Origin of the sequence: Pedobacter ghigonis, from assembly GCF_903166585.1 — a bacterium.
Lineage (GTDB): Bacteria > Bacteroidota > Bacteroidia > Sphingobacteriales > Sphingobacteriaceae > Pedobacter > Pedobacter ghigonis.
Map to the genome: position 1 here is coordinate 68,265 of NZ_CAESCM010000011.1, position 23,608 is coordinate 91,872.

General features: G+C 40.5%; 21 protein-coding genes. 12 read left to right on the forward strand and 9 right to left on the reverse strand.

All coding sequences use genetic code 11. The features are described from left to right. Window positions 1-134: 134 nt before the first annotated feature. The 5 genes from HWV58_RS16265 (at window position 135) to HWV58_RS16285 (ending at window position 5,972) form a co-directional block, all read left to right on the forward strand. Window positions 135-1,580 carry an arginine deiminase family protein gene (locus HWV58_RS16265; protein WP_175635106.1) on the forward strand — a complete coding sequence of 482 codons (1,446 nt, stop codon included), beginning with the start codon at window positions 135-137 and terminating at the stop codon, window positions 1,578-1,580. A 68-nt stretch (window positions 1,581-1,648) separates the two neighbouring features. Then, window positions 1,649-2,560: a citrulline utilization hydrolase CtlX gene (gene ctlX, locus HWV58_RS16270; RefSeq protein WP_175635107.1), complete on the forward strand. Its 912-nt coding sequence runs from the start codon at window positions 1,649-1,651 to the stop codon at window positions 2,558-2,560. Window positions 2,561-2,622: 62 nt separating this feature from the next. Then, window positions 2,623-3,201 carry a PhnA domain-containing protein gene (locus HWV58_RS16275; protein WP_175635108.1) on the forward strand — a complete coding sequence of 193 codons (579 nt, stop codon included), beginning with the start codon at window positions 2,623-2,625 and terminating at the stop codon, window positions 3,199-3,201. 257 nt (window positions 3,202-3,458) lie between these two features. Beyond that, a complete protein-coding gene (locus tag HWV58_RS16280) occupies window positions 3,459-4,847 on the forward strand; it encodes an arginine decarboxylase (RefSeq protein ID WP_090764474.1) in 1,389 nt (462 codons plus the stop codon). 234 nt (window positions 4,848-5,081) lie between these two features. Next, on the forward strand, window positions 5,082-5,972 hold the full coding sequence (locus tag HWV58_RS16285; RefSeq protein ID WP_175635109.1) for a DUF72 domain-containing protein: 891 nt from the start codon (window positions 5,082-5,084) through the stop codon (window positions 5,970-5,972). A 46-nt stretch (window positions 5,973-6,018) separates the two neighbouring features. On the opposite strand, the gene HWV58_RS16290 is transcribed toward HWV58_RS16285, so the two are convergent. Beyond that, window positions 6,019-6,516: a DUF1579 domain-containing protein gene (locus HWV58_RS16290; RefSeq protein ID WP_175635110.1), complete on the reverse strand. Its 498-nt coding sequence runs from the start codon at window positions 6,514-6,516 to the stop codon at window positions 6,019-6,021. Between the two features lie 81 nt (window positions 6,517-6,597). On the opposite strand from HWV58_RS16290, the gene HWV58_RS16295 reads away from it, so the two are divergent. The 5 genes from HWV58_RS16295 to HWV58_RS16315 all read left to right on the forward strand — a co-directional run bounded on the left by HWV58_RS16295 (window position 6,598) and on the right by HWV58_RS16315 (window position 13,353). Beyond that, window positions 6,598-7,311 (forward strand): 3'-5' exonuclease, encoded by a 714-nt coding sequence (locus tag HWV58_RS16295; RefSeq protein WP_175635111.1) that lies wholly within the window; start codon window positions 6,598-6,600, stop codon window positions 7,309-7,311. Continuing rightward, window positions 7,311-9,017, forward strand: coding sequence for an ABC transporter ATP-binding protein (locus HWV58_RS16300; RefSeq protein ID WP_175635112.1), 1,707 nt, complete (start codon window positions 7,311-7,313; stop codon window positions 9,015-9,017). The genes HWV58_RS16295 and HWV58_RS16300 overlap by 1 nt, the downstream gene beginning before the upstream one ends. A 2-nt stretch (window positions 9,018-9,019) precedes the next feature. Next, window positions 9,020-10,051 (forward strand): sialidase family protein, encoded by a 1,032-nt coding sequence (locus HWV58_RS16305; protein ID WP_175635113.1) that lies wholly within the window; start codon window positions 9,020-9,022, stop codon window positions 10,049-10,051. A gap of 150 nt (window positions 10,052-10,201) precedes the next feature. Next, window positions 10,202-12,334, forward strand: coding sequence for a ribonuclease R (gene rnr, locus HWV58_RS16310; RefSeq protein WP_175635114.1), 2,133 nt, complete (start codon window positions 10,202-10,204; stop codon window positions 12,332-12,334). 44 nt (window positions 12,335-12,378) lie between these two features. Next, window positions 12,379-13,353, forward strand: coding sequence for a polyprenyl synthetase family protein (locus HWV58_RS16315; RefSeq protein WP_175635115.1), 975 nt, complete (start codon window positions 12,379-12,381; stop codon window positions 13,351-13,353). A 173-nt stretch (window positions 13,354-13,526) separates the two neighbouring features. On the opposite strand, the gene HWV58_RS16320 is transcribed toward HWV58_RS16315, so the two are convergent. The 4 genes from HWV58_RS16320 to rplU all read right to left on the reverse strand — a co-directional run bounded on the left by HWV58_RS16320 (window position 13,527) and on the right by rplU (window position 15,444). Continuing rightward, the gene (locus HWV58_RS16320; protein ID WP_175635116.1) at window positions 13,527-14,174 is read right to left on the reverse strand and encodes a hypothetical protein; all 648 of its coding nucleotides are present in this window, start codon (window positions 14,172-14,174) and stop codon (window positions 13,527-13,529) included. Beyond that, window positions 14,150-14,377: a hypothetical protein gene (locus tag HWV58_RS16325; RefSeq protein WP_175635117.1), complete on the reverse strand. Its 228-nt coding sequence runs from the start codon at window positions 14,375-14,377 to the stop codon at window positions 14,150-14,152. Before HWV58_RS16325 ends, HWV58_RS16320 begins: the two co-directional genes overlap by 25 nt. Before the next feature lie 286 nt (window positions 14,378-14,663). Further along, a complete protein-coding gene (gene rpmA, locus HWV58_RS16330) occupies window positions 14,664-15,080 on the reverse strand; it encodes a 50S ribosomal protein L27 (RefSeq protein WP_124558509.1) in 417 nt (138 codons plus the stop codon). A 52-nt stretch (window positions 15,081-15,132) separates the two neighbouring features. Continuing rightward, entirely contained in the window at window positions 15,133-15,444 is a 312-nt protein-coding gene (gene rplU / locus HWV58_RS16335) for a 50S ribosomal protein L21 (RefSeq protein ID WP_039476071.1), read from the reverse strand. A 416-nt stretch (window positions 15,445-15,860) separates the two neighbouring features. Between rplU and HWV58_RS16340 the strand changes: the two genes are divergently transcribed. Both HWV58_RS16340 and HWV58_RS16345 read left to right on the forward strand, forming a co-directional pair. Further along, the gene (locus tag HWV58_RS16340; protein WP_175635118.1) at window positions 15,861-16,817 is read left to right on the forward strand and encodes a GLPGLI family protein; all 957 of its coding nucleotides are present in this window, start codon (window positions 15,861-15,863) and stop codon (window positions 16,815-16,817) included. Continuing rightward, window positions 16,814-19,474 carry a TonB-dependent receptor gene (locus tag HWV58_RS16345; RefSeq protein WP_175635119.1) on the forward strand — a complete coding sequence of 887 codons (2,661 nt, stop codon included), beginning with the start codon at window positions 16,814-16,816 and terminating at the stop codon, window positions 19,472-19,474. The genes HWV58_RS16340 and HWV58_RS16345 overlap by 4 nt, the downstream gene beginning before the upstream one ends. Before the next feature lie 58 nt (window positions 19,475-19,532). On the opposite strand, the gene HWV58_RS16350 is transcribed toward HWV58_RS16345, so the two are convergent. The 4 genes from HWV58_RS16350 to HWV58_RS16365 form a co-directional block, all read right to left on the reverse strand. Further along, a complete protein-coding gene (locus HWV58_RS16350) occupies window positions 19,533-21,035 on the reverse strand; it encodes a M56 family metallopeptidase (protein WP_175635120.1) in 1,503 nt (500 codons plus the stop codon). A 5-nt stretch (window positions 21,036-21,040) separates the two neighbouring features. Then, window positions 21,041-21,403, reverse strand: coding sequence for a BlaI/MecI/CopY family transcriptional regulator (locus HWV58_RS16355; protein WP_124558513.1), 363 nt, complete (start codon window positions 21,401-21,403; stop codon window positions 21,041-21,043). A gap of 99 nt (window positions 21,404-21,502) precedes the next feature. Then, the gene (locus tag HWV58_RS16360; protein ID WP_175635121.1) at window positions 21,503-22,003 is read right to left on the reverse strand and encodes a hypothetical protein; all 501 of its coding nucleotides are present in this window, start codon (window positions 22,001-22,003) and stop codon (window positions 21,503-21,505) included. A 100-nt stretch (window positions 22,004-22,103) separates the two neighbouring features. After that, the gene (locus HWV58_RS16365; RefSeq protein WP_175635122.1) at window positions 22,104-23,489 is read right to left on the reverse strand and encodes a dicarboxylate/amino acid:cation symporter; all 1,386 of its coding nucleotides are present in this window, start codon (window positions 23,487-23,489) and stop codon (window positions 22,104-22,106) included. Between the last annotated feature and the right edge of the window lie 119 nt (window positions 23,490-23,608).

Consider the following 23,608-nt stretch of genomic DNA (forward strand, 5'->3'; position numbering starts at 1 on the left):
GTATAGAGCAATATTATTTATCCAACTAAAGCCTTCCGCAAGGTTTTGTTTTATGGTTGTCAAAACTTCCGACCGCTGACACCGGACTTCCGGACTATAAAAAAAATGATAGCTTTGTAACAACTAATTTATTTATGAGCGAGCAGAATCTTAATTTTAAAGTGAATGTAAACACCGAAATCGGCAGGTTGCGTAAGTTATTAATTCATAGTCCGGATAGCGGTTTAGGCAAGGTAGTACCTTCAAAAGCGCAAGACTGGCTTTTCGAAGATATTGTACATTTAGATACCATACGCAAGGGCGAATACGATTATTACATCAAACTCCTGATGTATTTTTTAGATCCTGAAAAAATTAAAGGCAAACTGGCCGAAATTGATTCGGAAGCTGCAAACCGAAATTTTTACAAACCCAACCACCCCGACTTTCACAATTCGACTGCAGTAATCGAAATCCAGAATTTATTGAGTGAAATGCTGGAAGATGAATCCATCAGAAAGAAATTGGTAGCCGCAGTTTGTGCCATTGAAGGTTGTACTTATAAAGTGCAGATTGCGCTCACCAACACCCCAGCCAAAGAACTGGCAGAGATTTTTATTTCGGGCACTTTAGCCAACGATACCATGATCTTTGCGCCAGTACCCAACCTGATTTTTACCCGCGATGTGGGTACCACCATTAATAACCACATCCTGTTAAATAAACCTGCAAAAAAAGCCCGCGTGCGCGAAACGCTTTTAATGCGCTATATTTTCTTTAACCATCCATTATTTGAAAGCTACCGCAGCAACATCCTCGAAATTCCGGATGTAACCATGCACTTTTTGCGTCCGGGCGATGAACCTGCTTTCAGCACCACTTTAGAAGGTGGCGACGTAATGATGGTAAGCCCCAATCACGTATTAATTGGCTGTAGCGAGCGGACTTCTGAACATGGAGCCAACGAAGCCATTAAACTGTTGTTTGAGCAAAACGTAGTAGAAAAAGTAACTGTAGTAAAAATACCAAGTAAACGCGATTACATGCACCTGGATACTGTTTTTACCCAGGTTAAACGCAATACCTGGGTTATTTTAAATTCGATTGCACACTCTCCGAAATATAATCCTTACGAGCCGATCAACTTCTTAAAAGAGCCCGAAAAACTCGAAGCTACTACTGCCATTCAGTTTACTAAAGCCAATCCGCAGGAACCGAAACACTTTGAACATGTAGAAGCTTTGCTGAATGACATTAGTCAGAACGACTTAAAAAGTACCGAACCCACGAAGATCATCTATAGCGGAAACAACACATTCCCCTACGACTCGCGAGAGCAATGGACCGATTCGTGCAACCTCCTGGCCATTAAAGAAGGTGTGGTTTTGGGTTACGACAGAAATGATAAAACAGTTGAAGCTTTTAAAGCAGCCGGATTTGATGTGGTAGATGTGAAAGATTTGATCCAGGACCTGGAAAGTGGCAAAGTAGATGCAGAAACCATAACCGATACTTTAATTTTAATGCCATCGGCAGAACTTTCGCGTGCCCGCGGTGGTTTCCATTGTATGAGTTTACCGATACTCAGAGACAATTTATGAGGTGTTGAATATTTTATACATTACAAAACAGTTAACCGATTTAAACAATTTCAACAGCTAACCTAACTATGCAAACTACCAACCATATCCTCATGATCCGCCCTGTCGACTTTAAATTTAATGAGCAGACAGCCGGGAACAACAAATTTCAGGTGGCATCCGAAGCACAGGACGTACAGATTCAGGCCTTAAAAGAGTTTGATGGTTTTGTTGAACTATTAAGGCGAAACGATATTGATGTAACCGTTGTTGATGATACCCTACATCCTGAAAAACCCGATTCGATTTTCCCGAACAACTGGGTTTCCTTTCACGAAGACGGATCGGTTTACCTCTACCCTATGTTTTCTGAAAACCGCCGGTTAGAGCGTAGAAAAGAAATATTGGATGGTCTGAATAATCGTTTTGAATTGAATCATGTAAGCGATCTGAGCTTTTACGAAATGCAATATGCGTTTTTAGAAGGCACTGGAAGTATGGTACTGGACCGCACCAATAAAATTGCCTATGCCTGTTTAAGTGTGCGTACCGATGAGGAAGTTTTAAATAATTTCTGCATGCTTACCGGATATGAACCCGTTGTTTTTCAGGCGGTCGATAGTGATAACTTCCCGATTTACCACACCAATGTGATGATGTGTATAGGCGATCGTTTTGCAGTAATCTGCCTCGATTCGATCCGCAATGCGGAAGAAAGGTTACAGGTTAGTATCAGTTTAAAAGGAAGCGGGAAAGAAATTATCGAGATTAGTTTAGGGCAAATGAACCAGTTTGCTGGCAATATGTTACAACTTTCGAATGCAGAAGGCGAAAGCTTACTGGTAATGTCGGAGCAGGCTTATTTATCGTTAACCCCAGAACAAATTACTGCTCTGCAACAATACAGCAGGATCATTTATACTCCACTTTATACTATCGAAAAAAATGGTGGTGGCAGTGCAAGGTGTATGCTGGCCGAGATCCACTTGCCTGAGAAGTGATCACAAGTTAAACTCAATTATTCCGGCAAGTTTTAGTACTTTCGCCGAAAATTTTCAATCAGATGTCTCTAGTACAACAATTACAAACCCGATCAGGCAATAAATGCGAATTATGTACCTCCGAAACCAATTTGTCGGTTTACGAAGTGCCACCAACCAGCAATGCCAACGCCGACAACAGTATTCTGGTTTGTAAAAACTGTTTGGACCAGGTTGAAAAGAGCGAACAGCTTGATGCCGGTCATTGGAGAATTTTAACAGAAACGATGTGGTCGGAATTTGCTCCGGTTCAGGTAGTGGCCTGGCGCATGTTAAGTCGCTTAAGAAATGAAGGCTGGGCTGCTGATAGCCTCGATATTTTATATTTAGATGATGAAACTTTAGAATGGGCTAAAAAAACCGGCGATCATGAACAGGAAGGCACTGTTGAGTTTCATCAGGATAGCAACGGAGCACGTTTGTTTGAAGGCGACACCGTTGTTTTGATTAAAACACTTGATGTTAAAGGATCAACACTTAGCGCCAAACTGGGTACAGTGGTAAAAAACATCCGTTTAGTGCACGATAATACTGAACAGATTGAGGGTAAGGTAGAAGGACAAACCATCGTAATTTTAACAAAATATTTAAGAAAAGGATAATCATACTTTATCAAGCTGGCATACGTTTCGAAAGCGCGCTTAAATAGCTTGACGATTGTATCTTAAACAATTTCCTTTACCGATGGCACGCGTTTCCAACGCGTGCCTAATTAGCCTAACGATTGTATCGTTACAACGACATCCTTTCAGCTGCTGCTACAATATTACCCAATCCGTTTCTCTACAGTAAAAATATTATCAATACCGTTTAATTCTCGATTTAAAATTACATTTTTGCAAAAATTATTTAAAAGTAAATGCAGAGTTACTCAGAATTTCTCGATCTAAGCGTTGGCTTTCCACAAGAAGGCTTTGATGTTATAGATGATGAATTATATTTTCAGGATTTAAACCTGATGGAAATGATCGAAACTTACGGCACTCCCCTACGTTTCACATACTTACCCATGGTGAGTAAGAAAATTCAGCAGGCGAAGATTCTTTTCCAGACTGCCATTTTAAAAAACAACTACCGTGGCGATTACAAATATTGTTACTGTACAAAAAGTTCGCACTTCAGACACATTGTAGAAGAAGCATTAAAGAACAATATCCACCTGGAAACATCTTCGGCTTTTGATATGCCAATGGTTGATGCCCTGGAGAAAAAAGGCGCCTTAACCAAAGATACCACCATTATCTGCAACGGATTTAAAACCTATCAATACAAACAGTATATCATCGATATGCTGCACGATGGTTACACCAATATTATTCCGGTTCTAGACAACAAAGAGGAATTTAACCTTTTTGATGATGAAGTAGATATCGATACTCCTTGCAACCTGGGAATCCGTATCGCGGCTGAGGAGCAACCCGACTCGCAATTCTACACGTCACGTTTAGGTGTACGTATGGAAGATGTGATCGAGTTCTACAACAATAAAATCGTTCACAACCCTAATTTCAGGGTAAAACTATTGCACTTTTTTATCAATTCGGGTATCACCGATTCGCCATACTATTGGAACGAGTTAGAGAAATACGTAACCCTTTACTGCAAGTTCAAAAAAATCAATCCTGATTTAGATACCCTTGATATTGGTGGCGGTATGCCATTTAAAGATTCGCTGGTTTTTGATTTCGATTACGAGTACATGGTAAACGAAATTGTGAAAAGGATTAAAGAAATCTGTGCCATTCACGAAGTAATGGAACCAGATATTATTACTGAATTTGGTAAATATACAGTAGCAGAAGCTTCAGGTATTTTATATAAAGTTTTAGGCCGTAAACAACAAAACGACCGCGAACGCTGGCTAATGTTGGATGGTTCTTTCATCACCAATTTACCTGATGTTTGGGCATTGAATCAAAAATATATTTTACTCCCAATAAACAACTGGGATGCCGAATACGAACGGGTTAACTTAGGTGGTATTACCTGCGATGGTCAGGATTATTACAACCAGGAAGCCCACATGAACAGTGTATTTATGCCAAAAACGCGTAAAGTGCAGTATTTAGGTTTCTTCCATACCGGCGCATACCAGGAAGTATTGAGCGGATATGGCGGCATACACCATTGTTTATTGCCTAGCCCTAAACATGTCCTGATTCGCAGAAACCGCGACGAAAGTTTCAACTTCGAAGTTTTTGGAGAAGAGCAGAACAGTAAGCAGGTATTGAAGATACTGGGTTACTAGTTTTAAACACAAAGGACACAAAGTTTTTCGCAAAGAGCGCTAAGTATTTACTTGGCGCTTTTTAAGTTTTTAACCATTTATATTAAGCTAAACTAAACACATCGTCATGCTGAATTTATTTCAGCATCTTTAATGCAGAATAAACCCCAAAATAAATTCAGGGTGACGAACGCTTATGCTGAATCCTTTACAATTTTCTTTATTAACTTAGCAGAAAACAAAATACATTTTACTATGAAATTCGGCCAGGTAGAAGACCCCTCAATAATAGATTTTAAACTCCCTGCAGATGCACCCGAAACTGCAGCTATTTTAGCAGCCAATAAACCCAAACAAGCTTTCACAGCCTATGTAGGTTGTGCAAAATGGAATAAAGCAGATTTAAAAGGCTTCTATCCAAAAGGCACTAAAGATGAGTTAACTTATTACGCCACGCAGTTTAATTCTATTGAGCTTAACGCAACCTTTTATGGCATGCCATCCAGCGAGCAGGTCATTACCTGGACTCAAAAAACACCAGCTGATTTTAAGTTCTTTCCGAAATTAACCAATACGATTAGCCATTTTAAAAGGTTGATTAACGTAAAAGAACCGGTTGAGCAATATTGCGATGCCATCAGTAATTTTGAAGATAAACTCGGTATGGCTTTCTTACAGCTGCACGATAATTTTAAACCGAAGGATTTTGAAAGGCTTAAAACCGTAGTAAGCGAATTTCCGAAAGTAATTCCCCTGGGTGTAGAAGTACGCAACGAAGAATGGTTTTCCAACCCAACCGTTGCAAATGAGTTTGCTCAGTTATTTCAGGAAAACGGCGTAGCCAATATTATTGTTGATACTGCAGGAAGAAGAGACATGTTGCACATGCGCTTAACTAGCCCCACAGCTTTTGTACGCTACGTAGGCGCAAACCACGAAAGCGACTATACGCGTTTGGATGAATGGGTAGACAGAATTGTACAATGGAAAGCACAGGGACTTGAAAATCTGTATTTCTTTGTACACCAGAACGTGGAGCTGGCTTCGCCCCTGTTATCAGCCTATTTTATCGAAAAATTAAACAAAGCCATCGGAACAGATTTAAAAATCCCGGTACTTGCAACTACAACACCAACATTGTTTTAATATTTCATCTACCTATCAGGTTTTAGAAACCTGATAGGTTTGGTTATTAATTTCTACGATAAACAGTTTCCGTAGCTTTAGCTTCTTCCCCTTCAGGCGAAACATTATAAGCCGTAAGTACGATTTCATCAGCACTGTTTATCGCCAAAACCGTGCGCCAGCCCCAAAGCTGTTCGCCATATTCCGGGCTGCCATATTCGCCAAACACAGAAAAGCCATTGGCGGTAGCCTCGCCACTCGAGAGCATAATCTGCGTACCCATGTGGAAGCTATCTATCCAGCTTACCGTAAACCTTTGGTAAGGAATATCGAAACCGATAATCATTTTACCTTCAAAAGGTTTTCCTTCCAGGCTTCCATTATAATCGAACGAAATGAACCGTGCACCTAAAATAGAAGTAACTGTTCCATCTGAGGCCGATTCATCTGCCAGAATATCTTTTTCAAACCAGGTTTTGGTATTGCCCTTCCAGCTGCCAACCAAACCTTGGAGTTGTTGATGAGCACCATCTGCTAAAGATTGCTCGAATTTACTTTTCGCCATATCCAAACTTATAAAATATATTTCGTCTGCTATAATTATGAATAGAAAACTGTAAATTGATAACAGAAAACTATCTGCTATATGCTAAAAACGTTAGATCTCAACCAGGTAATGGTGCTCGATATTGAAACCGTTCCGCAATACCCGTCATTTCAGGATGTACCGCCCAATTTTCAGGAGCTTTGGGAACATAAAACACATTACCAGCGCAACAATGATCAGAGTGCAGAAGAATTTTACGAGCGCGCAGGTATAATGGCCGAATTTGGTAAAATTATCTGCATCAGCCTGGGTATTTTCTATACAGAAGAAAAAACAAATAAACTGCGGATCAAATCTTTTTCCGGTCATGATGAAGAAGAAATACTCCGGCAATTTTCGGCATTACTCAATAAACAAACGCCAAACTTAATGTTCTGCGCCCACAACGGAAAAGAGTTTGATTTCCCTTATCTGTGTCGCAGGCTTTTAATTAACCGCATCGAAATTCCGGTACAGTTGCAGTTAGCTGGTAAAAAGCCATGGGAAGTAAGCCACATCGATACCATGGAGCTCTGGAAATTTGGCGACCACAAACATTTTACTTCGCTCAACCTGCTTGCCGCCATTCTGGATATTCCTACCCCAAAAGATGATATCAACGGTAGTCAGGTAAAACAGGTGTACTACGAAGAAAAGAACCTGCCGCGAATTGTTACCTATTGCCAGAAAGATGTAATTACTACAGCACAGGTATTGTTAAAATTTAAAGGAATGGATATAATTCCGGCAGAAAACATTACCATTGTAACCTAATGTTAAACGTTGAGAACTTAAATATCGATTTCTATAACCAGGAGGATAAAAACTGGTTCAGCGCCGTTAAAAAAATCAGCTTTAACGTAAAAAAGGGCACAGTTTTGGGCATTGTGGGCGAATCGGGCTCTGGTAAATCGGTTACCTCGTTTTCAATTATGCGTTTACATGATGAACGCCTGGCAAAAATTACCGGGGATATTGATTTTGAAGATATTAGTCTGCTCAATTTAAACACTAACGAAATCAGGCAAATTCGGGGGAATCAGATTTCGATGATTTTCCAGGAACCCATGACTTCGCTAAATCCGGTTTTTACCTGCGGCGATCAGGTGGCAGAAGCCATTACCCTGCACCAGAAAGTAGATAAAGCCGAAGCGAAAAAGCAAACTATTGCCTTATTCAACGAAGTTCAGCTTCCCCGACCCGAAAAAATATTTGACAGTTATCCGCACCAGATTTCTGGCGGACAAAAGCAGCGGGTAATGATTGCCATGGCACTGAGCTGCAACCCAAAATTGCTTATCGCCGACGAACCTACAACTGCCCTGGATGTTACCGTACAAAAAACCATCCTGCAATTGCTGCTCAAACTCAAAACAGAGCGTAACATGGCCATGATCTTTATTTCGCATGATTTAGGTGTGGTAAACGAAATTGCCGATGAAGTTGCCGTAATGTATAAGGGCGAAATTGTAGAGCAGGGACCAGCAAAATCAGTATTCGAAAATCCACAACATCCCTATACCAAAGGCTTACTGGCCTGCAGGCCTTCACCACACCTTCAATTAAAAAAATTACCAGTTGTAGCCGACTTTTTAAGCAATGAAACCGGCGATATACCTGCTTATTTACAACCATCGAACCAGCTCACCGCAACTGAAATTGCTCTACGGCGGGAAATACTTTACCAGCAAAAACCCTTGTTGCAAGTTAAAGCGCTATGCACCTGGTACCCTATCCGCAACGGATTGTTCGGTAAAACGACCGATTATGTTAAAGCCGTAGACCAGATTAATTTTGAAGTATTCCCCGGCGAAACCTTAGGCCTTGTAGGCGAATCGGGTTGCGGAAAAACAACCTTAGGCCGTACCATTTTAAGGCTTATCCAGCCAACTTCAGGCAGCATTGTATTTAACGGACAAGACATTACGCACGTGGGCAAAAGCGAACTGAGAAAACTTAGAAAAGATATACAGATCATTTTTCAGGATCCTTATGCTTCGCTAAATCCGAAACTAAGCATTGGCCAATCCATACTGGAACCGCTGCAGGTACACCAACTTTATCAAAATGATACAGAAAGAAAACAAAAAGTGCTGGAATTGTTAGATAAGGTTGGTTTAAAACCCGAACATTACAACCGCTATCCGCACGAATTTAGTGGTGGCCAGCGGCAACGGGTGGTTATTGCACGAGCTTTGGCTTTGCAACCTAAATTCATCATTTGCGATGAATCGGTATCAGCACTCGATGTTTCCGTTCAGGCACAGGTGCTTAACCTCATTAAATCTTTACAGGCAGAATTTGGCCTGACTTATATTTTCATTTCCCACGATCTGGCGGTGGTAAAACACATTTCAGATCGTATTTTAGTAATGAACAAAGGAAAAATTGAAGAAGAAGGTTTCCCCGAACAGTTATTCAGCTCGCCTAAAGCAACTTATACTCAAAAACTTATAGCCGCCATTCCCGGACACCAATAAATATGTTTAGATTCCTCTCTATAGCTACCCTATTGTTTCTTACCTTCAATGGTTATGCGCAAAAAGTAGAAATTGTGCAGTCAGGCGCTGTTTTTAACCAGGTGCCTTTCGAAGCTTGTCATGCTTCCACCCTCGTCGATCTCGGAAATGGAGAAATTTTGGCCGCCTGGTTTGGAGGCAAGCACGAAGGCAGTAAAGATGTGGTTATCTGGTCGGCTGTGAAAAATGGCACACAATGGAGTAGTCCTGTTGAAATTGCCAATGGCATACAAAACGATACCAGTCGTTTCGCCTGCTGGAATCCGGTATTATTTAAAGCAAAAAATGGCATCTTATTTTTACACTACAAAGTAGGGCAAAATCCGCGTACCTGGTGGGCCGAATATAAAACATCGGCCAATAATGGTAAATCCTGGTCAAAGGCAAAAAAACTGCCGAGAGACTTTTTAGGCCCCATTAAAAACAAACCTGTACAATTGGCAAACGGAAACATCCTCTACCCATCGAGCACCGAAAGCCTGGATGAAAAAACATGGAATATCCATATTGAAAAATCAGATGCCAAAGGTAAAAACTGGAGAAAAATCAATATCAATTGCGATACTTTTGGCGTTATTCAACCCTCTATCCTTAGCTATCCCAACGGTAAATTACAACTTCTGTGCAGAAGCAGGCAAAATGTAATTGTAGAAAGCTGGTCGGCTGATAATGGCGAAAGCTGGTCGAAACTTAAGCCTACACAACTCCCCAACCCCAATTCGGGCAGCGATGCAGTAAGCTTACAAGATGGCAGGCAATTACTTATTTACAATCCGCTAACAGCTGGTAAAAACTGGTGGGAAGGCCGCTCAGTATTAAAGCTGGCTATATCCACAGACGGCGAAAACTGGAAAGATATTTATACCCTCGAAAATCATTTAAAAGGCGAATACAGCTACCCGGCCATTATTCAGGATAAAAAAGGCAATATCCACCTCAGTTACACAGCCGAGCGCAAAAACATTACCTATGTAGAACTTAAATTAACAAAATAGTAATTTACTATTCCATCCCCCATTTTCCATCTTCCATCATCCATTTTCCATCATCCCTCATCCATCTCCCATCATCCCTCTTCCATTTTTACGCCCAAAACCCGCCACTTCCCTATCTTTTCTGTATCTTCGGTAAATTCAGTTTAGCGTATGGCAAAGAAAAAATCGGCAAATATTAAATTGGTTCTGAATCAATTGGTTAGTGATGTTTTTGAAAAGAACAACAATCAACTGCTCAATTACAAACAGGTTTCAGCAAAACTAAACCTAAACGATCAGGAATCAAGAGAAACGATTTTAGAGATATTAAAAGAAGGAAAAAACAACGGCATTTTCTTAGAACCTGAAAAAGGAAAATTTAAACTTAAGGAACTACAGAACTTCATTATCGGTACCGTTGATATGACTGCCGATGGTTCGGCTTATATCGTACCCGAAGATGAGTTTGAAAAAGACATTTTCGTTGCACCCCGTAAGCTTAAAAATGCCTTGCATGGCGATACCGTAAAAGCTTATGTATTTGCCAAAAAGAGCGGCCGCAAAAACGACGGTGAAGTAATCGAAATCATTAAAAGGGCTAAATCAGATTTTACCGGAGTCATTAAAATTTCAGACCGCTTTGCATTCGTAATTGCCGACGATAAAAAGATGATGCACGATATTTTTGTACCACTGGCCGATACACATGGTGCAAAAAGCGGTCAAAGGGTTTTGGTAACCCTATCCGACTGGCCTGAAAGTGCTAAAAATCCAATTGGTATTGTTAAACACGTACTGGGCAACCAGGGCGAAAACAATACCGAAATGAATGCCATTTTAGCGCAATACGGTTTTCCTTTAGAATTTCCATCGCAGGTTGAAAGAGAAGCCAATGCCATTCCCGAAGAAATTCCGGCTGCCGAAATTGCCAAACGCAAGGATTTCAGGAATGTTTTGACTTTTACCATCGATCCGGCTGATGCCAAAGATTTTGATGATGCCATTTCCTACCAGAAATTACCAAACGGAAACCACGAAATCGGTGTCCACATTGCCGATGTTTCGCACTACGTAATTCAGGGAAGTGAGCTTGATAAAGAAGCTTACAGCCGTGCTACATCCGTTTATCTGGTTGATCGTGTAATCCCGATGCTTCCTGAGCGTTTAAGTAACGGAGTATGCTCACTTCGCCCGCACGAAGACAAACTCTGCTTTGCAGCTGTTTTTGAGCTCGATGAGCAGGCAAACATCCAAAATGAATGGTATGGCAGAACAGTAATCCATTCCGACCGGAGATTCGCCTATGAAGAAGCCCAGGAAGTAATTGAAAACAAAACCGGCGATTACGCAATCGAAATACTGAAACTGAATGAATTGGCTTACATTCTTCGCGATCGTAAGTTTAAAAACGGTGCCATCAGCTTTGAGAGTACCGAAGTTAAATTTAAGCTCGATGAAACAGGTAAACCTATAGGCGTGTACGTAAAAGAGCGTAAAGATGCCCATAAACTGATTGAAGATTACATGCTTTTGGCCAACCGCAAAGTGGCCGAATTTATTGCCAAAAAGAGTAAGGGTAAGCAAAAATTAACCTTTATTTACCGGGTGCACGATTCGCCAAACATGGAAACCCTCAATACATTTGCCAACTTTGCTTCCCGTTTTGGTTACAAAATCAACACCAAATCGGATAAGGAAATTGCCAAATCGCTAAACCATTTAATGAGTGAGGTGGAAGGCAAAAAAGAGCAGAACATTTTAACCTCGCTGGCTATCCGCTCTATGGCCAAAGCCATTTATACAACTAAAAAAACCAGTCATTACGGTCTGGCTTTCGAATATTATACCCATTTTACCTCACCAATCCGTCGTTACCCTGATGTGATGGCACACCGTTTACTGCAAACCTATTTGGATGGCGGAAAATCGGCCGATATGGAGTTTTACGAAGTAGCGTCTGTACATTCATCGGCAATGGAGAAACGGGCTGCAGATGCCGAAAGGGCTTCGATTAAATACAAACAGGCCGAATATTTGGAAAACAATATTGGTACTGCGTACAAAGGCATTATTTCGGGCGTTACCGAATGGGGCATGTATGTAGAAATTGAAGAGAATAAATGCGAAGGCATGATCCGTTTGCGCGATATATCTGACGATTTTTACGTTCTTGACGAAAAAAACTACTGTATTGTAGGCCAAAGAAAGAAGAAAAAATACCAACTGGGTGATGAAGTGATGATCCGTGTAAAAAAAGTTGACCTTTCTAAGCGCCAAATCGATTTTACCCTTATTCCTGATTAAAAAATTAAGACATTTGTGCCCGAAACACAGTGTTGAAACAAAGCATGCATACTACAGAACAATTACAGCAGATTTTAGATACCGCAATACAAAATTTAAAGTTTCCAGATCACCCGAAGCAACTTTACGATCCAATTAGTTACATCATTAACCTTGGCGGCAAAAGGGTAAGACCACTTTTAGTGCTCATGGCTACCGAATTGTTTGGTGCAGATCCTAATGAATCTGTTCATGCAGCGATGGCGATTGAAGTTTTCCATAATTTTACGCTTGTACACGATGATATTATGGATAATGCGCCATTACGCAGAGGCCAGGCAACAGTGCACGAAAAATGGAGTACCAATGTAGCCATTTTAAGTGGCGATGTAATGATGGTAGAAGCCAATAAAAACCTCGCTAAAGTAAATCCTGTTTTCCTAAAAGATGTACTGGATACGTTCAACGCTACTGCACAGGGTGTTTGCGAGGGGCAGCAACTGGATATGGAATTTGAAGGTCGTGATGATGTGAGTATTGAAGAGTACATCAACATGATCAGACTAAAAACGGCTGTACTATTGGGTGGTGCGCTTAAATTAGGAGCGATCATTGCCGGCGCATCTGCAAAAGATGCAAGTTTGATTGAGCAATTTGGCGAAAATATTGGTATTGCCTTTCAACTGCAGGATGATATTTTAGATGTATATGCTGATCCTGAAAAGTTTGGCAAACAGGTTGGTGGCGATATTATTGCCAATAAAAAGACTTTCCTGCTATTAAAAGCTTTTGAACTTGCTGAAGGTGATACCAAAGCTGCTTTAAACACCTGGACAGCTTGTAAAGACTTTAACGCGCAAGAAAAAGTAGAAACAGTTAAAGCTGTTTATGATACTCTGGATATACAGCAAATCGCTAAAGAACACATGGACCATTACCGCGATAAAGCGCTGGCTTTTTTTGCACAAATAAATGTGAGCGATGAACGAAAAGCCAGTCTGTTAACACTCACCAACCAGTTAATGGCCAGAGAGTATTAAAAAAAGTGCTTAATTGCTTTATTTTTTTTAGGGGCCTGATCGCCCCTCTCTTCTTAGCGTCATTTCGAGCGGAATGCAATGAAGTCGAGAAATCTACATATTACAGCTATAGATCTCTCCCGACTTAATGTCGGGACTGCGCTCCAGTCGAGATGACGACTTACCTCTAAATCCTACCCTTTAATCAGCTTATATTTAATCCAGAAATCGGTTGATTTAGCAGTAGATTCCATACCTCCCTGAGGTCTTTGGCCACGGCCTCCACCACCGCCCATTCCGCCACCAGATCTTCCACCTCCCATACCGCCACGGCCGCCGCCCATGCCACCTCTCGACATACCACCGCCAGGTCTTTCGCCTCCTTCCGGTCTGCCTTCTTTATGCATTTCAGCTTTATTTGGCTGGTTAAGCTTAATATTATAAACCAATGGCTTTTTCATGTCCAGATTGACAGCCAATTGGGCTAATGGAATACTGAGTTCATAAATCAGGTCTTTATTGGGATGAATACTCATACCCGTTTCAATTCCGCTCTGGTTATCTGCAGGCAAATCGCCATCAGCAATGTTTTTGAAACCCGAAATGCGGATACTTTTGTTAATTACGGATGGATCGTGCATCCCGGTATCGGCATCAGGGTGCTGCCGCTGATGATCCGGCAATTTATCACCATCTTTGGGCATAGGGGGTCTTTCCATTAACGGAAAGGTTAATTTCATCCCGTCTTTCTTTTTGCCTGCGGTATTAATATTCAAGGTAATGCCCCCTCTTATTACACTAAAAGTAGTTTGTGGATCTAAAGATTCGATAATGATATACAATACAGGTTCTGGTCATCGTTAGCTAGCGCAAAGGCCAGCCGGGTGGCATCGTTATACTGATTAAGCGGTTCGTTCCATTCAGTCGGGATACCATCAGCTTTAAAAGGTTTTACCATCCTTGTATTTTCTTCAACCTCTTGTGCATACAATAAGCGACCAGAAATTAGTAGCGGAATTAATAAGGATATTTTTTTCAGATTCATTGGGGATTAATTTTAATATCAATACCCAAATCTACAGGCCGGAAATGTTAATTTTTGTTATTTAACAGGGTTTAACAATTAAGTCGGGAGTCCTGTTAATAAAAACCGTCATTGCGAGGAACGAAGCAATCTTAATGCAGTGATAGGACTTAATTAATTACGCGTTATTGTCCTCTATAGAAGATGCTTCGCGAGCTGAAAAAGCCCGCTCGCAATGACGGTTTAATTGTAAATAAAAAGGTCCTGATTTTCATCAGAACCTTTTTATTATTTTGTTTCTTACTAATTATTCTGCAGCTGCAGCTTCTTCAGTAGATTCGTCTTTTTTAGCTGCTTTTTTAGCAGGTGCTTTTTTAGCAGGTGCTGCTTCAACTTCAGCTACAACTTCTTTCTTTGCAGTTGCTTTTTTAGCAGCTGGTTTCGCGATTGCTGCTTCGATTTCAGCATCAGTGATAGGAAGAATTGAAACGTATGATTTGTTATCTTGTTTCTTTTTGAAAACAACAGTACCATCAACTAAAGCGAATAAAGTATGGTCTTTACCAATACCAACGCCTTTATCAGGATGGTGTTTTGTACCACGTTGACGTACTAAAATGTTTCCTGCGATAGCTAACTGACCACCGAAAACTTTAATACCTAAACGCTTACTATGCGATTCACGTCCGTTTTTCGAACTACCGGCTCCTTTTTTGTGTGCCATGATTTTATATTTTGTAACCCGCCAAAAAGCGGATTATTGGGTTAACAATTAATTATAACGTGATGTCAGAGATCTGAATCTTAGTGAAAAACTGGCGGTGACCGTTTTTCTTTTTGTAACCTTTTCTACGTTTCTTGTGGAAAACGATTACTTTATCACCTTTTAAATGAGATACGATCTTAGCTGAAACTTTAGCACCTTTAACTGCAGGAGCTCCTACAGTGATTGCACCACCGTTATCAACCAACAATACATTATCAAATTCAATACTAGCGCCTTCATCTCCTTGCAATCTGTGTACAAAAAGGTGCTGGTCTTTAGCAACTTTAAATTGCTGCCCTGCTATATTTACTATTGCGTACATTGTTTAAATATTAGTTTTTTAATTTTTATTTAACGAGGTGCAAATATAGAACAATTTCAATTAACACACAAATAGATATCGAAAATATTTTTCGTTAAAACATTCTCCCGTTCATTGCCTCTGCTTCGGCATCCCTTTACCTGCCTCAACTAAATTTTTCCGAAAGGCAAAGATAAGCATTTTAGCCCCATCCTGGTTTGTAGCAATCACTTTGTTTATAAACCCGATAGGAATGGAAAGCCTCCGCTTTTTCAGCGGTGCTTGTAATGAAAAGCGGGACTACAAGCCGCCAGGTACTGCTGCCCGCTCCTTTTCCAAAATAAAACGCCCATCTGTTAAAAAATGTTAAACACTAACCTTATTACGAAAATTTCGTAGATTTACGAAAATTAAATAGACTATTAAACCCCAATACCATGAAACTAATTTTAACTACCTGCATGGCTACGGCCATTTTTCTTTCGGCCAAGGCACAGGAAGCCGACAAAGCACTGGCCAGGGTGCGCTATACTTTTACACATGTGAGAGATACCACCCAAAGAGACAAACCTAAAGTGGAAAACATGTTGCTCGTAACCGGCAAAAATGCTTCGGTTTATACCAGTTACGATAAGCTGAACCAGGCGCTGAATATGCAAAAGCAGATACAGGAACAGATTAAAAACCAAACGAGCAACGGCAATATGAAAATCGAAATAAAAAGCGAAATGAAAACCCCGCTTACCCAGGAAGATTATTTCTTTTTTGCCAGCGAACATAAAATGATTACGAAAGAGCGCCTGTTTAACAATTACCTGGTTGAAGAACCCGCAGCAGCCATCGATTGGAAAATTTTAAAAGATACGATGAGCTTTTCGGGAGTACCCTGCCAGAAAGCTACTGCACGTTTCAAAGGCCGTAACTGGATTGCCTGGTTTGCTACCGAAATTCCTTTCCAAAGCGGTCCGTGGAAATTAAATGGCCTACCCGGCTTAATTGTGGAAGCTTACGACGATAAAAAGGAAGTGAAATTTGAGTTTGCAGGACTTGAAAATGTAAAAGATGCAGATGCTGCAGCCAACTCGGATGGTGATGTAAAAATAGCAGCTCCGAACGGCGGAGTAGGCGCAGTAAAAATTGTAGGTATAGATGTGAGTACCAGCTATCTTGGGCCAGAAATCAAATTGCCTACTGATGCGATAAAAACTACCCGCAAAGAGCTCGATAAACTTAAAGCTGCCCGGGATAAGGACCCACAAGGCTTTATGCAGGCACAAATGGCAGCAAGCGGTATGCAAGGCTCGTTCAGAACCAACCAGGCACCTCGTCCGGCAGGTGCAGCGACAACTAAAGCAGAAGTAAACAACCCGATAGAAATTGAGGACAAAAAATGAGAAAGCTCGTATTAACCTGCTGGCTCATGCTGGCAGCTTTTTCGGTTTTTGCCCAGAAACCACTTAAAGGAATGGTAAAAGATGCCAGCGGCAAACCCGTCGAATCGGTTAACGTAACTTTAAAAGATGCAGAAGGCAATATCATTAACTTTGCGCGCACCAACAAAAATGGCGCTTTTAGTATTGAACTTAAAAACGACCAGATTACGGGTTACAAAATTGAAGCTTCGAGCATAGGCTTCAAAAAGCTGATTACCACAGTAACCGATGCTGCCAAAAGTTACGACCTGACTTTACAGCACAGCGAAACCACACTGGAAACGGTTACGGTTAAAAACCGGCCATCTTTAACAGCCCGGGGCGATACCTTAAATTACCGCACTTCTGATTTTGCCGATAAGCAAGACCGAAGTATTGGCGATGTGCTTAAAAAAATGCCTGGCGTAGAAGTTGCCGAGGATGGCAAAATCAGCTATAACGGAAAATCGATTTCGAACCTTTATGTGGATGGCGATAATTTGTTAGACGATAAATACAATATTGGCACTAAAAGTATCCCCCATGGCGCGGTTGATAAGGTACAGGTGATCCAAAACGACCAGCCCATTAAAATGATGCGCAAAAATAACATGAGTGATGATGTTGCCCTAAACCTCGTAATTAAAGACGAGGCGAAGCTCAAGGTAATGGGCGACGCTACGGTTGGCGCCGGTATGCCCAATCGTTTTGACGAAAACCTTACGGCTATGCTGTTTAATAAAAAACTGAAGTTTATTAACAACATCAAGGGCAATAACATCGGAATTGATCCGGGTGGTGACCTTATTGCGCACAATTTCTCTGATTATTTAAAGAAACTGGATAACGACAAACCCAGCGGACTTCTTTCAACAGGTGCTGCCGGGGTACCATCGTTACCGCAAAGCAGATACCTTTTTAACAAAGCAGGACTCATCAACCTGAACAATTTATACAAGTTTAATCCCGACCTGCAGCTGAGGGCTAATATTTCGTATTTATATGATCAGCGAAACCAGGAATACAGTAAATTTTCAGAAACTTATCTCCCCGATCAAACCATCCGTTATGCCGAAACGCAGCGCAATGCCATTAATCCCCAAAAGCTGAGGGCTCAGTTTAACTTAAACGGAAATGCCGATCAATACTACCTGAACAACAATCTGGTGGCGGAATATGCGCCTTTTAAAACCACCTCAGGTTTTGTAATTAACAATGTAGCAGCCAACCAGGTGCTTAAACAAGAAACCTTCGATTTGTCGAACGAATTTAATTACCGCAAAAAATTAAAATCGGAAGATGTGATTAACCTCTACTCCTACCTAAACCGCACCACACAACCAGAAACATTAAACATTACACCTGGGCTTAATGCCGATATCTTAAACAATGGAAACAGCTATCTGGGTTTAACACAATACATTAAAATACCAACCTGGTACACCAACAATTATGCGTCTTTCGCTTTTGTGAAAAACAAGTTCGTACAAACCTATAAGGCAGGATTTAATGTACAAAAACAGCAACTTAATTCAGAGCTCTACCGTACACAGAACAACCAGCAAACGGAGCCGGTTACAGGCAGTACAGTAAACGATTTGGACTGGCTCAAAACCAAGCTCTATACCGAAGCAGGCTACGAATACACCAGCGATAAGCTAAAAGCAGGTTTAAGCTTGCCCTTAAGTTACAACCGGATCAATTATAGCGATGCCCTAAATCAACTGGATAACAACCTGAACAAACTATTTATAAACCCGGCACTTAATATAAAATATCAAACCAGTACAGAAAACTATGTAACAGCAAATTATAGTTTTAGAAACGACCTGGGCGGCATTAACGATGTTTATCGCGGCACCATATTAAAGAACTACCGTTCATTGTTTTCGAACGATGCACCAATCGCTGAATCCAAAACCCATAACATTGGGGCTGGCTTTAATTTTAGAAAGGCCATGCAAATGTTGTTTACCAACTTAACGGCTAATTACAGCGACACCGAATTGAGTACCATTTCTGCCTATAACTTAAGCAACAACATCCAGCAGAAAATCGTACTGCCGCTAAATAACCATATCCGTAGCCTCTCGCTGGCCGCAAATGCTAGCAAATACCTCTTTAGCTTAAAAAGCACGGTAAACGCAGGAGTAAGTTTTGCACAACGCCGGTACAGTCAGCTACAAAACAATGCATTGTTGCCGTTTAACACACAAACTATAGCCTATAAAGCTGGAATTGAAGCTAAACTTACAAACTTCATCAACTGGTCCTACAACGCTAATTTTGCCATTACCGATAATGAAGCGATGGTAACTAATGGAATAAAAACGAATTTTAAGCAATTGAGGCAGCAGTCGTCTTTAGCCATCACTACGATAAAAAATGTGTATTTAAATTTATCTGCAGAACACCTTTTTACCAGGCAATCTTCTCAGCCCGATTTGAAGTATCTTTTTGCCGATGCGAACATGCGCTACAAATGGTTAAAAATGAAAACTGATATTGAATTCGGGATAACCAACTTAACCAACATTAAAAGCTTTGATGCCATCTACCTCTCAGCAAACTCGCTGACTACCGGTACATATTACATCCCCGGAAGGGTGGCGATGCTAAAGGCTACGTTTAATTTTTAATAAATCAATTGCAAAAGTTGTCAACTTTCTGGCATCCTTGCTATTAAAGTTGACAACTTTAATTTACCGAAGGCTTGGTATTAATCTGGATAAACTGCCCTTTTTGATCCACTTTCAGATCCATAATCATATTGGGATTCAATTTATCGAGCTCTGCTTTGCTCACCTTATTTCCATTCAGATAATAACTCGTACTGCTAACCGACGATTCATTTGTCGCAGTTTTATCTTTTGAAATCTCGTTATTTCCTTTTGCATTGATAGTAGATTTCATAATAAAAACAGCAGTTACTTTTTTCCCTTTGGTATCAGCAGCATTTCCTAAGCCCATATTCGCCTGATCAGCCAACATAATCTGCTCAATTTTTTCGTTAGTTGGAACAGAATCGGTAAAAGTGAAATGTTTAACAAAGGTTCTTTTGCTCAGGTTGCCATCTGTTTTAAAATCGAATTTAACATGGCCAACCATTTTTTTCATCATATCGCTTACCTGGTGTTGTGCCGAATCGCCCGCTTTATCTATCCGTTTAAAAACAAAAGTGAGTTTAGTGGCCGTATCTGTTTTTTTCATCAAAGGTAAGCCTGCTTTTCTCTTATTCCTGATCTTCGCACTGGTTTTCGCTTGCACAACAGGTTCAGCTTGCTTATGTGGAATTACGTTAACCACCATTTTGGTTAAGGGAGCCAAACTTTTCCGGACCGCTTTCTTATCAATGGTAAAAGCCAGCGTAACGCACATTAAAACTGGCAATACCAGCATATAGCGGGTTAAATTCACCTTCGATGAGCGCTTTGCATTCATCATTTTAATTCGTTTTTTGAGATCAGAAAGGTTGAAATTATTAACAATAGCCACCGATGGCTGTAAAGTACCAACATCCAGTAAACTATATTGGTATGCCTTTTTATCAATTCCCTTTCTTAAAATGCGGGCATCGGTAATAAACTCAATATTTTCGCGCACAGCCTTTTTCATTAGCCAAACGCCGGGGTTAAACCAGTAAAAAACCACGCAAATTTCGGCCAGGATAATATCTAATGTATGCCACTGCTCTACATGTACTTTCTCGTGTGCCAGGATATTGGGCAGGTCTTCCTGCTTGTGCAGTCCCGGATTAATGTAAATGGTTTGCCAGAAACTGAAAGGACTCACCTCTTCACTCAATATCCTTACCGGATACTGGTTTAAGCTATCGGGCGAAGAATTTTGATGCATGCGGTACAAGGAAATGAATTGCACCAGTAATCGCAGTGCCATTAAAACCACACCTGCATAAAAAAGTATTGAAAGTATTTGCCAGATAAACGGTACAGCATTCTGTTTTACCAGCTGGCTTACCTGTTGGTTCAACTCAGGAACAAATGCAGGAACGGATTTACGGCCAGCCAAAAAACCGGTAAGGTTGATAAAAGGATATGCAGAAGAAAAAACGATACCAAACACCAGGAAAGCCCTGTTGAGCGAATAAAACGTAAGCCTGCGCAATACCAGGTAATAGGTGGCCGAAAACAAAATCAGCACCAGGTTAATTTTCAATAAAATGAGAAAGAAATGTGGCATAGCCTTTACTTTTCAGGGTTCTCGATTAAATTTATAATCTCTTTAAGTTCTTCGGCACTGATCTTTTTATCCTTGGCAAAAAAAGCAACAAGCTCTTTATAGGAACTTTGAAAATAATTATTAACAAAGCCACTCATAAAACGCTTTTTATATTCTACCTCTTTAACCTTTGCACTGTAACGGTTCGCATTGGCAAAACGCTCGCTTACCAGATAGCCTTTACGCTCCAGATTTTTGATTGTTGACGCCAGTGTAGTGTAAGGAGGTTTAGGTTCAGGAAGTACATCCATAAAATCTTTGATGAAGCCTTTCCCAATCTGCCACACAGCCAGCATCGCTTCTTCTTCCTGCAATGTTAATTTTTCCATACTTACGAATATATCGTAAATATACGAAAACATCCTAAACAAAAAAGACCCTAATCTGCTTTGATTAAGGTCTTTCGATATGATATTAAAGCAATAATTTTACTTTGCGCTTCTCTTCTCGGCCTGTAGCAAGGTTTGATCAATAACTTTGCGCATTTGTACAGCAGCATCCAATAATTTGGGGTTGCCATCAAAATCGCCATACATCACAACATGCTTTGTTTTTTCTTTGTACTTAAACAATAAATCATACCGCGGCACTGCCATCGATTTTACGCTTTTTTTACCAATGGTATCGGGAAAATTCCAGAGACCAATTTCGTTGGCCTTACCGTGTATATAAAGGATATCATCGCTCTTTAAAAAGATTTTCTTCTTAATTACCGAATCGGCACCGTTAACATACTGGTACTCGCCTGTAGCTGAATTATAATGATTTTCTAAGGTATCCTTAATCCCCCATTTATATTCCATCGATACGAAATCCTTTTTGCGGAAAGGCGCGTTCTGGATAATCGGTTTATAATAGATGTAGCAATAAATAATCATCGGAACGATGATGGTAATGGCTAAGAATATTTTTTTTCCTCTGCTTGACACTTTTTATATTAATTATTGAATGAACGAATTACTGAATTATTTAGTGAAAGAATGACTGGTTTTTTGAATGATTGCATGTTTCTGACTCAAACCGCTCAACTTAAGCCTCAGTACTCTCTTTAAGCTCTCCTTCCCATTTACTTACTACAGCGGTTGCAATACTGTTACCTACCACATTCGTTGCCGAACGGCCCATATCCAGCAGCGGATCGATACCGATTAATAAGGCTAAACCTGCTTCGGGAATGTTGAAACTGGCAATAGTACCGGCAATAACAACCAGGGAAGCTCTAGGCACACCGGCAATACCTTTACTGGTTAACATCAGGATTAACAGCATCGAAATTTGTTGTTCAAAACCTAAATGAATACCATAAGCCTGTGCAATAAACAATGAAGCAAAGGTCATATACATCATCGAGCCATCCAGGTTAAACGAGTAACCCAATGGCAATACAAAGCTTACAATTTTATCTTTACAACCAAAACGCTCCAATAAAAGCATGGTTTTTGGATAAGCCGCTTCGCTACTGGCCGTACTAAAAGCCAATACTGCGGGTTCTTTCATATCGTTTACCAAACGGAAAATGCGTTTTTTCAGTATCAAAAAGCCAAGGAATATCAATATACCCCAAAGAATAGCCAAACCAAAGTAAAACTCACCTATAAAAATGGCGTATGTATTTAATACACTTAAACCCTGCTTGGCAATAATCGCAGTCATGGCACCAAAAACAGCAAGCGGAGCAAAGTTCATCACATAACCTGTCATTTTTAAGATAACGTGTGCAATGGCATCAAAAGCTTTGATCACTATCTGCCCCATATCGCCAATGGCTGCCGTAGCTACACCAAAAAACAGCGAGAATACCACAATTTGCAAAATCTCGTTGGTAGCCATTGATTCGGCAATACTTTTCGGAAATACGTGCGCGATAAAGTCTTTAACACTCATGGCCGCTTTTTGTATTCCCGTATCTACCAAATGATCTGGAAGCGATAATTTCATGTGTTTGCCCGGCTCAAACAAATTCACCAGGATCATACCCAAAACCAGCGACATTAACGACATGGTTAAAAACCAGCCCAGCGTTTTACCGCCAATACGGCCTACAGCCTTAATATCGCCCACTTTGGCTACCCCAACAACCAGGGTAGTAAACACCAGTGGTGCCACGATCATTTTAATCAGGCGCAGAAAAATATCACTCAACAGGGTAAAAAACTCTAGTTTTTTCTCTCTTATTCCCTCGTTTTCTTTTTTGATTTTGGCGGCAGCTTTTTTATCAGCTTTAAGTTGTGTGTAAACCGCAGTGGTTGTATCGGTCGATTTTGCAATGCTTACTTCGATACTTTTAACCTTTGCATCGGCATTCAGGATATTCTGGTTGTAAACATTGATGGAGTTTACGTTTAAAATATAGCCCAGTGCAATACCTGCAATCAGCGCTATAAAAATAAAAAGCGTGAGTTTGTTTTTCTTCATGAATAAAAAAGTTTGTGGCACTCTTAATTCGGTAAAACTACGATATTTACTGCTTGTAACAAATTTTGATATCGGGAGCAATCAAAAAATATATCAACGTCACTGAATTAAGCCATTCA